The sequence below is a fragment of the Bordetella genomosp. 8 genome (assembly GCF_002119685.1).
In the GTDB taxonomy this organism is placed as follows: Bacteria; Pseudomonadota; Gammaproteobacteria; order Burkholderiales; family Burkholderiaceae_B; genus Bordetella_C.
Genome location: NZ_CP021108.1, coordinates 5,750,234 through 5,763,390, shown reverse-complemented (window position 1 = coordinate 5,763,390; position 13,157 = coordinate 5,750,234). Strand labels below are relative to the sequence as shown.

General features: G+C 64.4%; 15 protein-coding genes. 9 read left to right on the top strand and 6 right to left on the bottom strand.

The genetic code is table 11. The features are described 5' to 3' along the window. Position 1 precedes the first annotated feature (1 nt). The 4 genes from mdoH to CAL12_RS28355 form a co-directional block, all read right to left on the bottom strand. Complete coding sequence (mdoH, locus tag CAL12_RS26065; RefSeq protein WP_086067261.1) at positions 2-2,536, bottom strand: glucans biosynthesis glucosyltransferase MdoH; 2,535 nt, start codon at positions 2,534-2,536, stop codon at positions 2-4. Then, entirely contained in the window at positions 2,517-4,046 is a 1,530-nt protein-coding gene (locus CAL12_RS26060; RefSeq protein WP_086068121.1) for a glucan biosynthesis protein G, read from the bottom strand. Before CAL12_RS26060 ends, mdoH begins: the two co-directional genes overlap by 20 nt. Positions 4,047-4,421: 375 nt before the next feature. Continuing rightward, the gene (locus CAL12_RS26055; protein WP_086067260.1) at positions 4,422-4,685 is read right to left on the bottom strand and encodes a DUF1488 family protein; all 264 of its coding nucleotides are present in this window, start codon (positions 4,683-4,685) and stop codon (positions 4,422-4,424) included. A 127-nt stretch (positions 4,686-4,812) separates the two neighbouring features. Continuing rightward, positions 4,813-4,971 (bottom strand): hypothetical protein, encoded by a 159-nt coding sequence (locus tag CAL12_RS28355; RefSeq protein WP_198298327.1) that lies wholly within the window; start codon positions 4,969-4,971, stop codon positions 4,813-4,815. Here CAL12_RS28355 and CAL12_RS28350 point away from each other — a divergent pair. Next, on the top strand, positions 4,970-5,143 hold the full coding sequence (locus CAL12_RS28350) for a hypothetical protein (protein ID WP_198298326.1): 174 nt from the start codon (positions 4,970-4,972) through the stop codon (positions 5,141-5,143). The genes CAL12_RS28355 and CAL12_RS28350 overlap by 2 nt on opposite strands. Before the next feature lie 156 nt (positions 5,144-5,299). On the opposite strand, the gene CAL12_RS28190 is transcribed toward CAL12_RS28350, so the two are convergent. After that, positions 5,300-5,515 (bottom strand): hypothetical protein, encoded by a 216-nt coding sequence (locus tag CAL12_RS28190; protein ID WP_157793132.1) that lies wholly within the window; start codon positions 5,513-5,515, stop codon positions 5,300-5,302. A 171-nt stretch (positions 5,516-5,686) separates the two neighbouring features. On the opposite strand from CAL12_RS28190, the gene CAL12_RS26045 reads away from it, so the two are divergent. The 4 genes from CAL12_RS26045 to CAL12_RS26030 are packed head-to-tail and all read left to right on the top strand — an operon-like array spanning position 5,687 to position 7,415. Further along, a complete protein-coding gene (locus CAL12_RS26045; protein ID WP_086067258.1) occupies positions 5,687-6,418 on the top strand; it encodes a TenA family transcriptional regulator in 732 nt (243 codons plus the stop codon). A gap of 14 nt (positions 6,419-6,432) precedes the next feature. After that, the gene (locus CAL12_RS26040) at positions 6,433-6,735 is read left to right on the top strand and encodes a 2Fe-2S iron-sulfur cluster-binding protein (RefSeq protein WP_086067257.1); all 303 of its coding nucleotides are present in this window, start codon (positions 6,433-6,435) and stop codon (positions 6,733-6,735) included. Then, complete coding sequence (locus CAL12_RS26035) at positions 6,732-7,058, top strand: hypothetical protein (RefSeq protein ID WP_086067256.1); 327 nt, start codon at positions 6,732-6,734, stop codon at positions 7,056-7,058. Before CAL12_RS26040 ends, CAL12_RS26035 begins: the two co-directional genes overlap by 4 nt. A 54-nt stretch (positions 7,059-7,112) precedes the next feature. Continuing rightward, positions 7,113-7,415, top strand: coding sequence for a 2Fe-2S iron-sulfur cluster-binding protein (locus tag CAL12_RS26030; protein ID WP_086067255.1), 303 nt, complete (start codon positions 7,113-7,115; stop codon positions 7,413-7,415). 31 nt (positions 7,416-7,446) lie between these two features. Here CAL12_RS26030 and CAL12_RS26025 read toward each other — a convergent pair whose 3' ends face one another. Further along, on the bottom strand, positions 7,447-8,166 hold the full coding sequence (locus CAL12_RS26025) for a GntR family transcriptional regulator (RefSeq protein WP_086067254.1): 720 nt from the start codon (positions 8,164-8,166) through the stop codon (positions 7,447-7,449). A 272-nt stretch (positions 8,167-8,438) separates the two neighbouring features. Here CAL12_RS26025 and CAL12_RS26020 point away from each other — a divergent pair, with 272 nt between their 5' ends. The 4 genes from CAL12_RS26020 (at position 8,439) to CAL12_RS26005 (ending at position 13,123) form a co-directional block, all read left to right on the top strand. After that, positions 8,439-9,974 (top strand): hypothetical protein, encoded by a 1,536-nt coding sequence (locus CAL12_RS26020; protein ID WP_086068120.1) that lies wholly within the window; start codon positions 8,439-8,441, stop codon positions 9,972-9,974. A gap of 124 nt (positions 9,975-10,098) precedes the next feature. Beyond that, on the top strand, positions 10,099-11,559 hold the full coding sequence (locus CAL12_RS26015) for an aldehyde dehydrogenase family protein (RefSeq protein ID WP_086067253.1): 1,461 nt from the start codon (positions 10,099-10,101) through the stop codon (positions 11,557-11,559). A 49-nt stretch (positions 11,560-11,608) separates the two neighbouring features. Then, a complete protein-coding gene (locus CAL12_RS26010) occupies positions 11,609-12,088 on the top strand; it encodes a GlcG/HbpS family heme-binding protein (protein WP_086067252.1) in 480 nt (159 codons plus the stop codon). 18 nt (positions 12,089-12,106) lie between these two features. Beyond that, positions 12,107-13,123 carry a 2Fe-2S iron-sulfur cluster-binding protein gene (locus tag CAL12_RS26005; protein WP_086067251.1) on the top strand — a complete coding sequence of 339 codons (1,017 nt, stop codon included), beginning with the start codon at positions 12,107-12,109 and terminating at the stop codon, positions 13,121-13,123. Positions 13,124-13,157: the final 34 nt, after the last annotated feature.

Sequence of the window (13,157 nt, the reverse complement as noted above, 5' to 3'; positions counted from 1 at the left end):
CTCAAAGCGCCGGCGCCGTTTCGACGGATTCCAGCGTTGCCGCCGGTGTGTCGCGCGGGGCGGTGCGTTCGCGCAGTTGCACCGCGTGTTCCTCACGGCTGCGCCAGATCGCCTCGTGGACGTGGCTCAGCACCACGGGATCGTCCAGCAGCTTGATCTTCTGCGGTTCGGACAGGGCATCCACCCCATACTCCATCACGTGCTCGACCTGCTGGCGGCGGAACGCTTCGTTCAGCGCATTGGGCTTGTGCCGCGCGGTCGCCATGGCGCAGGCCAGCGCGTTGACCCCCGGATCCACGACGGCATCCTCGAAGTCCGGCACATGCTGCCCGCTGCGGTTCTGCGCGGTATAGCGGCGCGTCGCCTGCAATTCGGTCGGTGGCTGGGTTTCCTCCGGAATCCGGAAAAAGCGCGCCAGGTACGCGCGCCGGCCCAGGTCGACCCGGCTGGAATAGACCGACAGCGGAATGATCAACAGCAGCGCCGCCAGGATGGGCGCCATCCAGAACAGGAAGACCGGGTTCAGCCACGCCACCAGTCCGGCCCAGCATATGCCCAGCAAGGTCTGCGAACCGTGGCGCTTGAAGGCGTCGCCCCAGGTGGTCTGGTCGTTGTCGCGCGCGGGTGAAATCCACTTGGCCGAAAGTCCCAGGAATGCCGCCACCACGAAACGCGTGTGGAACAGCATACGCACCGGCGCCAGCAGCATGGAAAAGAGCACTTCCATCAGCATGCTGGACAAGGCCTTCTGGCGGCCGCCGAACAGGCGGGCGCCGCGGGCCCACACCAGCAGCACGCCCAGCACCTTGGGCAGGAACAGCAACACGGCGGTCGTCGAGAACAGCGCGATGGCTTTGTCAGGATGCCACTGCGGCCAGATCGGGAACAGCTGGCGCGGTTCGACGAAGTACTGCGGCTCCGTCAGGGTGTGCACTGCCAGCAGGGCGGTGGACAGCAGCAGGAACAGGAACCAGAGCGGCGCCGACAGATACGACATCACGCCCGTCAGGAACACCGCGCGGTGCACCGGATGGAAGCCCTGGATGAAAAACAGCCGGAAGTTCATCAGGTTGCCGTGGCACCATCGCTGGTCGCGCTGCAGCTCTTCCAGCAGATTGGGTGGCAATTCCTCGTAGCTGCCCGGCAGGTCGTAGGCGATCCACACGCCCCAGCCGGCGCGCCGCATCAGTGCCGCTTCGACGAAATCGTGCGACAGGATGGCGCCCGCGAAGGCGCCCTTGCCCGGCAGCGGGGCCAGTACGCAATGCCGCATGAACGGCGCCAGCCGGATGATGGCGTTATGGCCCCAGTAGTGCGATTCGCCCAACTGCCAGTAATGCATGCCGGCCGTGAACAAAGGCCCGTAGACCCGCGTGGCGAACTGCTGGATGCGCGCGTACAGGCTGTCCATGCCGCTGGCCTGTGGCGCGCTCTGGATGATGCCGGCGTCCGGGCTGGCTTCCATCAGCTGGACCAGGCGCTTCAGGCATTCGCCGGTCATGACGCTGTCCGCGTCCAGCACGATCATGTAGCGGTAGTTGCCGCCCCAGCGACGGCAGAAATCGTCGATGTTGCCGCTCTTGCGCTTGACCCGCCGCCGGCGGCGCCGATAGAAGATGCGCCCGAAGCCCTTGACCGCCTTGCACAGGTCCACCCAGGCGCGCTGTTCCGCCACGCAGATATCGGCCTTGTAGCTGTCGCTCAGGACGAAGATATCGAAGTGGTCCATCGCATCGGTCTGGGCCAGCGATTCATAGGTCGCGCGCAGGCCCGCGAACACCCGCGAGACGTCCTCGTTGCAGATCGGCATGACGATCGCCGTGCGTGCCGACCGGTCGATGGGGGCGTCTTCCGTGCTGCGCGCCGAAATGCTGTAGCGGTCGCGGCCGATCAGCAGTTGCAGGAAGCCCATCATGGCCGTCCAGAAGCCGGCCGACACCCAACAGAACAGCAGGGCAAACAGGAACAGGATGCCGACTTCCAGGATCTGCTTGCCCTGGTAGGGCAGCACGCCTTTCATGTAATACGTGGCGATCACGGTCTGCAGGGCGACCATGGTCACCAGGCACATCCGGCGCCGGCTGCCGGCCTGGCGCCAGCGCGGATCCATGCGCGGCGCGGTCGCCATATAGTCGTCGGACATATGTGGGCCCTGTCCACGCAGGCGACGCCAGAAGCGCGCCATGGGATTGGGCACCCAGGGCTCCGGCGACATCGCCGTGCGGTTCAGCGGCGGCGCCGAGGCCAGGCAGACGCCTGAATCAGGCAACTGCCGGGCCATGCCGGCGATATCGGGATCGTCCCCTTCGGCGACGCGCAAGCGTTCCATCCCTGACGCCAGCACCGGGTCGCCGCCCAGCGTATCGTCGCCGGCCAGGGATCGGTGCACCGCGTCCAGGGCGGACCGGCCGTCTTCCGCCGCCGTCGCCGCGCGTTCCTGCGTGGCGGCTCGGGTTTCGGGCGGAAGCGCCAGGCGTTCGAGGTAGTCTTCGACCGCGTCGGCGCCGGGCAGGCTGTTATTTGGCTTCAGGTTCATTCGGAATGCGATAAGTCCAGGTTTCCGACAGGGGAGCTTGACCGTTCGTCAGGAAAGCCCGCATTTCCACCGGCTTGGTGGGGTCCTTGACATTCACGCGCAGCGTCAGGCGGCGCCCGCCCGTTACCGGATTGGGCCGCACGCTGTTTTCTACGATCTGTCCATTGCCATCCACCCAGGTATCCGCCGTGATGGTGGCATCGGCCGGAAGCGACTGCAAGGACGGCCCGACGAAGTCGATGATGTAGGCGATGCTGCCGTCGGAGCGGCGGATCAGGTCCGGGCCTTTCACTTCATCGCGCGAACGGCGCGTTTGCATCACCCAGGCCAACGGGGTGTCGTGCACCTTCTTTTCATCCGCCGTCCAGACCATCCTGTAGGTCAGGTCCAGCGGATCACCCTTGGCCGGTTGCTTGTCCGGCACCCAGAAGGCCACGATGTTGTCGTTGGTTTCATCTTTTGTGGGAATTTCCACGAGCTGGACGCTGCCCTTGCCCCAATCGCCTTGCGGCTCTATCCACAGGCTGGGACGCTTGTCGTAGCGGTCGTCCAGGTCTTCGTAGCGGCTGAAATCGCGGCCGCGTTGCAGCAGCCCAAAACCGCGCGGGTTTTCCACGCTGAACGCGCTGACGGCAAGACGGCGCGGGTTGACCAGGGGGCGCCACAGCCATTCGTCGCTGCCGGTGTGTATGGCCAGGCCATCCGAGTCGTGCATTTCCGGGCGGTAATTCACCACCGGCGACGGCTGGTTCGAGCCATACAGGAACATGCTGGTCAGCGGCGCGATACCCAGGCGGCCGACCTGATCGCGCAGGAAGACGCGCGCCTTCACATCGACGATGGTGTTCGCGTCATTGGGGCGCAGCAGGAAACGAAAGGCACCCGTGGCGCGCGGCGAATCCAGCAAGGCGTAGATGGTCAGCGTGGTGTCTTCCGGCGACGGCCGGGCGATCCAGTATTCGCGGAAGCGCGGGAATTCCTCTCCCGACGGCAGCGCGGTATCGATGGCCAGGCCGCGGGCCGACAGGCCATAGTTCTGGCCCTTGCCGATCACGCGGAAATAGCTGGCGCCCAGGAACGAGGCCAGCTCATCGTCCTTTTTGTCCTTGCTATTGACCGGGTACAGCACGCGGAATCCCGCGAAGCCCAGGTTTTTCAGTGCCGCCGCATCGAGCTTCAGATTGCCATAATCGAAGTCGTCGGGATTGAATTTGATTTCATGCACGCCGGCCGCGTCGATCTCATTGATCTTGACGGGCGTATTGAAATGCATGCCCTCGTGATAGAAACCCAGGGTGAATTTGGTCCCCGCGTTTCCCCAGTACAGGTGGTCGTTCTTGAACCGTACCTGCTGATAACCGGCGAATTTCAATTCCTGCAGGGAATCGGGAAGATTGGGTTCCGGCGCCTTATAGCTTTGGTCCGCCAGATCGCGGGCCTGCTTCATGACGTCGAAGAAGGAAAACGCGTGGGCGGATTGGCCGATGCCCATGCCGGCGAAGGCGGCCATCGACACGCAAAGCGCGGACAGTGCGCCGGTCAGCCGGCGGGAAGAATACGCAAACACGTGGGATTGCCTCTGGCTCCAAGGGTGGGGCGGAATGCGATGTGACAGCGCGATTTTTGCACAATGTCCCATCCGATTGGGTCGGCGTCCTGTCAAACCTGAAATAATTTTTTGCGCGGCAGCATGCGCCCGAGGAGCGGTTTTCTTCGGTTTTACGCGATGATCCTGCCGTCAAAATACGGTCACCTATTGTTATTGGTGGCCGTGCTGGGTGTTACTGCGGGTAGCCGTGGTGGACCCGTTGTGGGGAGCCGCTATTGGCGCGCCGCCGCGCCTGCCAGGAATGTCCTGGCGGGCGCGGCAGGCAGGTCCCGCGCGTCAGTCGTCAAAATCGCCGGTACCCAACGTCGTCACGCCATCGGTCGGGGTGTTGAATGCGGCCTCGGCGACAGACTGGATTTTCTCGCAGCCGCGTTCGAACGCGCGCAGCAATGCGCTGCCGGAGTTGTCTTCCGCGCCAAAATATTCACGCAGCGCGTCTCCGGAAATCTCGAACTGGCGATCTTCCCCATTCAGGGACAGGGAAAAGACGATGACGTCGTCTTCGACCCGGGCGTGGGTCTTTTGCGCAAACGTCCCCATGCTTGCCCTCCTGCGCGTTACGCGCACCGCTGCCCGGCAAGTGGCCTTGCCGGGCTATGCCTGGCGGTGGCGAAAATGAAGAGCCGGCCGGAATCGGCCGGCCGATGGCCTGCTAGGCCGTGCGGGATTACTTGCCCGCGCCGGTCGCGGGGACCGACTTCGACGGTTGCGCCGAGCCCGAGGTCGACGTATCGCCGCTCATGGTGCTGGAGTTGCCAGTGGAACTCCGCGTGCCGGAGTGATGCGTGGTGCCACTCTTGCTCTTGGTATGGGAACCATTGTGCATGGTGCTGTTCTTCTTCGTGCTGGTGCCCATGCCCGTGTTCGACTGCGGCGTAGCGGTCGAATTTACCGGGGGCGACGCCGTGCCCGGGGGAACCTTGGGGTTGTTCGGCGGGGTCGCGGTAGAGTCGTTCGGCGTCGTGGACGGCGTGGTCGGAGCCGACGACTGGGCGTAAGCACCACCAGCGGCGAGCAGGGCTGCCAGAGTCAAGGCGGGCGTGAGACGGCGTAGCTTCATGTGAATCTCCTTGCCGGTTGTTGGAACCGACGAAGGAGCAAGCGCCGTGCCCCGCCGGACGGGGTGCACGCCTGGCCTCGATCCGGACGCCGTATCAGCGGGCCTGCGGCGCCAGTTTTCCTTCGGACCCGCTCGCATTGCCCAGGTCGCGAACCGCGGGGCGGCGCCACAGGGCGAACAGTTCCGCCCACCGGCGCGGCAGCAGCGGCACCGCGCGGCGTATGGCGGCCCGGCGATCCAGGTGCACACGCATTTGTTCACCGATGCGTGCGGATTGGTATTGCTCCAGAGAGGTTTTGACGTTGCTCATGGTAAATACTAATTGCGTTTGTGTTGCCCCCATTATAGCTCGCGCTACCCGCTCAGTGTCGGTCCGGCTAGGCGTTTCCCCTAGGTGTCGGCCAAAGAATACGGTATACAATGTTCCGTAATGGGTCCCACACCCCGGTGGGCCAGTCCAACGCCGAATCAGGAGCCTGCCATGGCCGAACTCATGAGCCGAGACGCATTCCGAACTGCCCTGGAAAACGCCATCAAGGGAAAGAGCGCGAACGCCTCGCCATTCAGCATCGCGTGGGCGAGCGGCAAGCTCACCCGCGAGCATCTCTGCCGCTGGGCCGAGAACCACTACCACTACGTCGGCCCCTTCGCCGACTACCTGGGATACCTGTATGCGAGGACGCCGGACGGCTATACCGAGGCCAAGGACTTCCTGCTCGCCAATATGTATGAAGAGGAAATCGGCGGAGATCGCCATACCGATCTGTTGATCCGCTTCGCCGAAGCCTGCGGCACCACCCGCGAACGGGTCACCAACCCCGACAATATGTCGCCGACCACGCGGGCGCTGCAAAGCTGGTGCTATGCCGTTGCCATGCGCGAGGATCCCATCGTGGCCGTGGCGGGCCTGGTCGTGGGCCTGGAGTCGCAGGTGCCGTCGATCTATCGCAAGCAGACACCCACGCTGCGGGAGAAATACGGCTTCAGCGACGAAGAAGTCGAATTCTTCGACCTGCACATCGTGTCGGACGAGATCCACGGCGAACGGGGCTACCAGATCGTGCTGGAGCACGCCAACACGGTGGAGCTGCAGCAGCGTTGCCTGAAGATCTGCGAAATCGGCGCGCAGATGCGCCTGCTGTACACCACGGCCCTGTACACCGACTACGTCCAGCACGATATCCCGCTGCCTGAGTTGCAGATGGCCGCCTGAGTCGCGGATCAGCCATGCCCACCGTCGTATTCCATAAAGCCGGCCACAGCTATACCGACGTCGTCCAGGACAACGCCAACCTGGTCGTGCGTGCGGGTATCAAGCGCTTTCCCTATCCGCATCTGCGTTATGAGTGCGGCATGGGCAAATGCGCCAAGTGCGCGTGCCGGGTATTGGCGGGTGCCGAACATCTGCCGCCGCCGAACTGGAAGGAGAAGAAACAGCTCGGCGAGCGGCTGGACCAGGGCTATCGCCTGGCCTGCCAGCTCTGGCTGACGGCGGACATCGAACTGGCCCAGGACGACGGCGAAGCATGACAGGTGCGGCGACTGGCGGGGACGCCGATGGCTACGTGGTCCTGACCAGCAGGCCTGGGGTCTATCGCAGCGAGCCGCCTGCGCAAGCCGGCATCGTGGAAACCTATGACTACCTGTTCTACGGCAAACCCAAGGCCGTGTTCCAGATCGTCAAGTTGATCGAGGGTGGACGGATAAGGATCGTGGAAGACGCCCCGCCCCACACCGTAAACCTGGTCCCCATGCGCATCATGGAGCGCTACGCATCGCTCGACGACGCGCGCACCGCGATCCGCCAGCTCGCCAACTTCGGCACGCTGCAGGCAACGCTGGCCAGGCGCTGATCGCGTTCGTCGCGCTTATCCGGCGTTCAACCATCCCGCGTCCAATCGGGGCTTATTCCCATCATGGTAGAAATCACATTCATAACCAACGGCGGCAAGGTGGTGACCGCGGCGCCCAACAGCAATCTGCTGCGCGTTTCCCTGAAAGAGAAAGGCGGCATACCGTTCAAGTGCGGTGGCGGACTCTGCGGCACGTGCAAGTGCCTGATCGAAGAAGGCCTGGAGAACACCGATGCGGTCAAGCCGAAGGAGCGCCGGCACCTGAAGCCGGAGGACTTCGAAAAGGGCTACAGGATGGCGTGCCAGACCTTCGTCAACGGGGACATCAAGGTCTCGTGGGCCGGCCGTCCGGAATAGCGGGGCATCCCGGATCCAAGTCCGGATGCGCCTATGCGCCGGCGCGGGATTGCTGCGCCTCGACGTAGGCCTTGGCCGCGTTGTGGACATGCTGGCTGGCCAGCAGCGCGGCCAGATCGCCGTTGCCCGCGATCACCGCGTTCAGGATCTGGGCATGCTCGTCCCAGTTCTGCCTGGCGCGCCGCATATTGCTGGGCGCGAACAGCAGGGCGGTGCGATCGCGCAGCGAGCGCATCAGGTCGGTCAGCACTACGTTGCCGGCGATGGTCGCCAGCATTTCATGAAACTCGGAATTCAAGGCCAGGAAGCGTTCCAGCGTATCGGCGCGCGCGGCCATGTTGCCTTCGTCCAGGAAGGCCTGAAGTCGCGCCACCGTCCCCTGGTCCCGGCGTTGCGCCGCCAGTTTCGCGTTCAGGCCTTCGAGCGTGGCACGAACCTCGATCATGTCGCTGGCCATGTCGTCCGACAATATGGATACGGACGCCCCCCGCCGCGGTTCGATGGTGACCAGGCCTTCGGCGGCCAAGGCGCGCAATGCCTCGCGGACGGGAATGCGCGACACCCCCATTTCGTCGGACAGCCGGCCTTCCACCAGGCGGTCTCCCGGCGTGAATTCGCCGCTGAGTATGCGGGCCCGCAATTGATCGCGAACCACGGCGAACAGTTGCGGATGTTGTTCACCTATCTTGAGCGGGCGGGCGGCTGCCGCCGCGGGATTGTTCGTTGCCGGTGATGGGTTCTGTATGGACATGGCGGCGAGTGCGAGCGAGCGTATGGGGGTCGGTTGATTGTATTACCCGGGGCGGCGTCTCCGGCCGGCCTGGGACGTCAAGGGCCGCTATCCAGTATATGGTATCCCAACAAAGCCCTGCGGGCAGGCCTCTCTCCCCGAGAAGCTGCCGTCCGGCAGCGCATATCGTATTCCCTAGTAGAGCAAGAATGCCGTTGGCGGCGGTGGCATCGCCATATAGTATACAGTTCGTCGCGACTATGAACTGCCGGCATGGCAGCAAGGGGAAAGTGATGCATACCGACGTGGTGCTCAATGCCTCGCATTGGGTGTACTTGTTAAGCGTGGCCGCGATCATCCTTACGATGATCCTGCGCGCCAATGTCGTGGTGCCGTCCGTGATCGGCACCTTTCTGGTGATCCTGGCCATTACCGGGAGCCCCATCAGTGCGTTGATCGGCATCTTCAATGCCAGCTTCGTGGCGGCCAAGGAGCTGTTCAACATCTTCCTGGTGATCACGTTCATGACGGCGCTGTTGAATGCGCTGAAGTCCATACAGGCCGACGTGCGCATGGTGCAGCCCATGCGTCGCATCATGCGCGGCGGGCACGTTTCCTACTTCATCATCGCCGCGTGTACGTACGTCATCTCGCTGTTCTTCTGGCCGACGCCCGCGGTGCCGCTGGTATCGGCCATACTGCTGCCGGCGGCGATCGCCGCAGGACTGCCGCCGCTGGCGGGCGCCATGGCCATCGCCATCGCGGGCCAGGGCATGGCGCTGTCTTCGGATTACGTTATCGGCGTGGCGCCCGGCATCAGCGCGAAAGCCGCGGGCGCGGCGGTGAGCGCCGCCACGGTGGCGGACCGCGCCCTCGTCCTGTCCCTGATCACCGGCGGGATCGCGCTGCTGGTGACCTACTTCATGATCCGCCGCCATATCGTTCCTGGCAGCGCGGCGCTGTTGAGCGCCTGGCAGGCACGCGCGCAGGATGGCACGTTGGCGCAGATCGAATCCGAGGGCAGCTTCGACAAGGCCGAGCTGGCGCGGGGCACGAGCTATGACGAGCCGCCCGGCATGCCGCCGCGCCGCGCCGCCACGCCGGAGGAAGCCCGCCGCATAAAATGGTCGCGCGCCTTCGCGGTGATCACGCCCGTCGCCTTCCTGGGCGTCATCGCCATCATGGTGCTGCCGCGCATCGTGCCCGGCCTGCCGGCCTTGCGCGGCGGCGACGCGGCGGCGCTGGTCGGCGGGGTCGCCGTCGCGCTGATGATGCTGGTCACGCTGGCGGCGGAAGGTCCGCGCCGCATGCTGGATGTCTGCCCGGACCACATCACCGACGGATTCGTGTTCGCCTTCAAGGCCATGGGGTCGGTGCTGCCGATCGCGGGCTTCTTCTTCATCGGCGCGCACGATACCGCGGCGCAGATCCTCGGCATGGATGGCGCGCAGGCCCCGGGACTGCTTTTCGAGATCATCGCGTCCGCCCAGCATCTGATCCCGTCGAATCATTTCCTGGTCGCGTTCGGCGTGCTGCTGGTCGGCATGGTGACCGGCATCGACGGCTCGGGATTCGCCGGCCTGCCCCTGACAGGAACATTGTCGGGTGCGTTGGGGCCTGTGGTGGGCATCGATCCGGCCACCCTGGCGGCGGTGGGACAGATGGGCGCGGTGTGGACGGGCGGCGGGACGCTGATCGCGTGGTCGTCGTTGATCGCGGTCGCCGGATTCGCGCGCGTGCACGTGCTGGAGATGGTGCGCGCGCTGCTGCTGCCCGTGGTGCTGGCGCTGTTCGTATCGACCATCTGCGCCATCCTGATCTGGCAGTGACGCGGAAGCGGCCGCAAGCCGCTGGTTGGCTGCCCCTCTTGGCAGCCTTTCTACTATCGCTTAAAGTATACAATATTCATTTTCCAGACCATCGGGCGCCGTCCTGGTGAACTCGGAGCGAGCCATGGAAGACCTCAAGAACACCGAATTCATGAATTACGTGGCGGGCAAATGGTCGCCCTGCGCCAGCGGCAGGACAGTGCCGAACATCAACCCGGCCAATACCGATGACATCGTGGGCCATTTCCAGGCGTCCGCCGACGTCGATGGCGCGGCAGCCGTGGCCGCCGCGCAAGCCGCCTTCGAGAAATGGAAGGCGACGCCCATCTCCAAAAGGGCGCAGATCCTGTTCCGCGCGGCCGACTACCTGGAAGCCCATGCCAGCCAGTTCGCCGAAGAACTCACGCGCGAGGAAGGCAAGGCGGTCGGACTCAGTCGCGACGAGATCCTGCGCTCCGCCCAGACCCTGCGCTTCTACGCGGCGGAAGGCCAGTCCTTCACAGGCGAGACTTTTCCCAACGACGACCCGGACATGGTCGTCTACAGCCAGCTGGAACCCCTGGGCGTGGTGACCGTCATTTCACCCTGGAACTTCCCCGTGTCCATTCCGGCGCGCAAGATCGCGCCGGCATTGATCATGGGCAACACCGTGGTGTTCAAGCCGTCATCCGATGCGCCGCTCAGCGGCTATCGCCTGACGGAAGCTTTCGTCGAAGCGGGCATACCGGACGGCGTGTTGAACTTCCTGACCGGGCCCGCCGCGGCGGTGGGTCCGGCAATCACCGAGTCGCCCTACGTCAAGGCCATTTCCTTTACCGGGTCCACGCAGGCCGGCGAACAAATCCATCGTTCGGTCGGCCTGACCACGCGCACGCAGATGGAGCTGGGCGGCAAGAACCCGCTCATTGTGCTGGCGGATGCCGACCTGGACAAGGCAGTGGACCTGACCGTCAAAGGCGGATTCTCCCTGACCGGCCAGGCCTGCACCGGCACCAGCCGGGTGCTGGTCGATGCCGGCGTGAAGGCCGCCTATACGGAAAAGCTGCTGGCCAAGGTAAAGACGATGAAGATAGGAAGCGGCCTGGAGCCCGGCTGCGAGCTGGGGCCATTGGCCACCGCGCGCCAGCTGGACAACGTGCTGTCGTATATCGCGGTGGGAAAAAGCGAGGCGACCCATCTGTATGGCGGCGACCGCCTGATGGAAGGCGGCCTGGCCAAGGGCTACTACGTGTCGCCCGCCATCTTCACCGATGTCACGCAGCAGATGCGTATCGCGCGCGAAGAGATCTTCGGGCCTGTCATTGCCATTATCGAGGTCGATGGCTACGAGGACGCGATCGCCAAGGCCAACGACACCGAATACGGATTGTCCGCGGCGATCGCCACCACCAGTGCCGCCTATGCACATCGTTTCGCCAAGGACATCCAGGCCGGCACGGTCAAGATCAATCGAACGACGACCGGCAACCTGATCAACGCCCCGTTCGGTGGCTTGAAGCGTTCCAGCACGTCGACCTTCCGCGAGTCCGGCAGGATAGGGCTGGAGTTCTATACGCAAATCAAGACGGTGTATCGGGCCGCCTAGGCACGGCGCCTACATCGCTTGAACGACCGCAACACAGCAGGAGCATCCCATGAAGCAGGTATACAGGCTGGAACTCGAGGAAGCACGCGCCATGATCGCCGCGGCCATCGCCAGGTCGCAGGAAATCGGCGTGCTTGAAACCGTATGCGTGGTGGACGATGGCGGCTATCCGATCGCCATGGAGCGTATGAACGGCGCGCGGATCACAGGCCCGCAGATCGCCTGGAACAAGGCATTCACGGCGGCCGGCCACAAGCGTTCCACGCATCTGTTCAATACGGCGCCCAATGGTCCCGCCTTGCCCGGCAACGAAGCCTTCGGCATCCAGTGGAGCTTCGACGGCAAGTTCGCCGTCTTCGTCGGCGGCTTTCCCATCGTGGTCGACGATGAGGTCATCGGCGGCGTGGGGCTGAGCGGCGGCAATGGCGAACAGGACACGGCGGCCGGCCTGGCGGCGTTGCAGGCGCTTGCCGATCTGCTGGCGGAGAAGGGCATGAAAGTGCTGGTGGCCGCTGACATCAAGAAGTGATACCCAGGGAGGCCTGCCATGCCCTACCGTGTGGTGATACTGGAATCCGCCGACACCTTCGCCGCGGAAGACGACGAATCCATCCTGGACGCGGCGGAACGCGCCGGCGTGGCGATGCCGCACGAATGCACATTCGGCGCGTGCGGCAGTTGCCGGGTCAAGATCCAGGAAGGTGCCGTCGCGTATGAAGAGATGCCGCCGGCCCTGACCGAAGCGGAGCATGCCCAAGGATACGCGCTGGCTTGCCAGGCCAGGGCGATGTCCGATCTGGTCCTGAGCCTGCCCGCGCGTGGCCCCGCCCTGGCCGAGCCGACGACGACCGACGCGTCGGTGCTGCACGTGCGCAGCGCTTGCGACGGTGTGCTGCACGTCACCCTGGCGGTGCCGGAAGACGGGCTGCCGGAATACCGGCCGGGCCAGTATATGAATATCCTGTTGCCCGATGGCAGCAAGCGCAGTTTTTCGATGGCGTCGCCGTCGCGCGGCCGTGGCGGAGAGATCGACCTGCATATCCGGCGCATACCCGGCGGGCGCTTCACCGACACGTTCCTGGCCCAGGCGGCGCCAGGAATGCCGCTTCGGATAGAGGCGCCGCTCGGTGGCTTCTGTTATCACGAAGAAGACTACCGGCCCCTGTTGATGGTCGCGACGGGCACCGGACTGGCGCCCATCAAGGCCATACTGGAGTCGCTGCTGGACGACGCCGATTGTCCTCCCATCAAGCTTTATTGGGGCGTCCGTACCGAGGCAGACCTGTACATGCGCGACGTCATCGAAAGCTGGAAGGACAGGCTGTACGAGTTCGAGTTCGTGCCTGTGCTATCGCGTCCCGACGCGTCCTGGCAGGGCCGGCGCGGACATGTCCAGGACGCGGTGGCCGAGGATCATGATGACTTGTCCGAACACGCGATATACCTGTGCGGATCGCCCGCCATGGTGTCGGAGGCGAAGGCCGTCTTCGCCATGCTGGGAGCCAGCATGGCGCACGTGTACGCGGACAGCTTCACCTTCCAGGAATCCGCACCTGCAGTATGAACGTAGGCCGCGCCCGCCTGCGTCCGGCTGCTTA

Excerpts from the sequence above, each read along its gene's own strand:
- mdoH (WP_086067261.1), bottom strand. The coding sequence starts at position 2,536 with ATGAACCTGAAGCCAAATAACAGCCTGCCCGGCGCCGACGCGGTCGAA.
- CAL12_RS26060 (WP_086068121.1), bottom strand. The coding sequence starts at position 4,046 with ATGGCCGCCTTCGCCGGCATGGGCATCGGCCAATCCGCCCACGCGTTT.
- CAL12_RS26055 (WP_086067260.1), bottom strand. The coding sequence starts at position 4,685 with ATGGGGACGTTTGCGCAAAAGACCCACGCCCGGGTCGAAGACGACGTC.
- CAL12_RS28350 (WP_198298326.1), top strand. The coding sequence starts at position 4,970 with ATGGTGCTGTTCTTCTTCGTGCTGGTGCCCATGCCCGTGTTCGACTGC.
- CAL12_RS28355 (WP_198298327.1), bottom strand. The coding sequence starts at position 4,971 with ATGCACAATGGTTCCCATACCAAGAGCAAGAGTGGCACCACGCATCAC.
- CAL12_RS28190 (WP_157793132.1), bottom strand. The coding sequence starts at position 5,515 with ATGAGCAACGTCAAAACCTCTCTGGAGCAATACCAATCCGCACGCATC.
- CAL12_RS26045 (WP_086067258.1), top strand. The coding sequence starts at position 5,687 with ATGGCCGAACTCATGAGCCGAGACGCATTCCGAACTGCCCTGGAAAAC.
- CAL12_RS26040 (WP_086067257.1), top strand. The coding sequence starts at position 6,433 with ATGCCCACCGTCGTATTCCATAAAGCCGGCCACAGCTATACCGACGTC.
- CAL12_RS26035 (WP_086067256.1), top strand. The coding sequence starts at position 6,732 with ATGACAGGTGCGGCGACTGGCGGGGACGCCGATGGCTACGTGGTCCTG.
- CAL12_RS26025 (WP_086067254.1), bottom strand. The coding sequence starts at position 8,166 with ATGTCCATACAGAACCCATCACCGGCAACGAACAATCCCGCGGCGGCA.
- CAL12_RS26020 (WP_086068120.1), top strand. The coding sequence starts at position 8,439 with ATGCATACCGACGTGGTGCTCAATGCCTCGCATTGGGTGTACTTGTTA.
- CAL12_RS26015 (WP_086067253.1), top strand. The coding sequence starts at position 10,099 with ATGGAAGACCTCAAGAACACCGAATTCATGAATTACGTGGCGGGCAAA.
- CAL12_RS26010 (WP_086067252.1), top strand. The coding sequence starts at position 11,609 with ATGAAGCAGGTATACAGGCTGGAACTCGAGGAAGCACGCGCCATGATC.
- CAL12_RS26005 (WP_086067251.1), top strand. The coding sequence starts at position 12,107 with ATGCCCTACCGTGTGGTGATACTGGAATCCGCCGACACCTTCGCCGCG.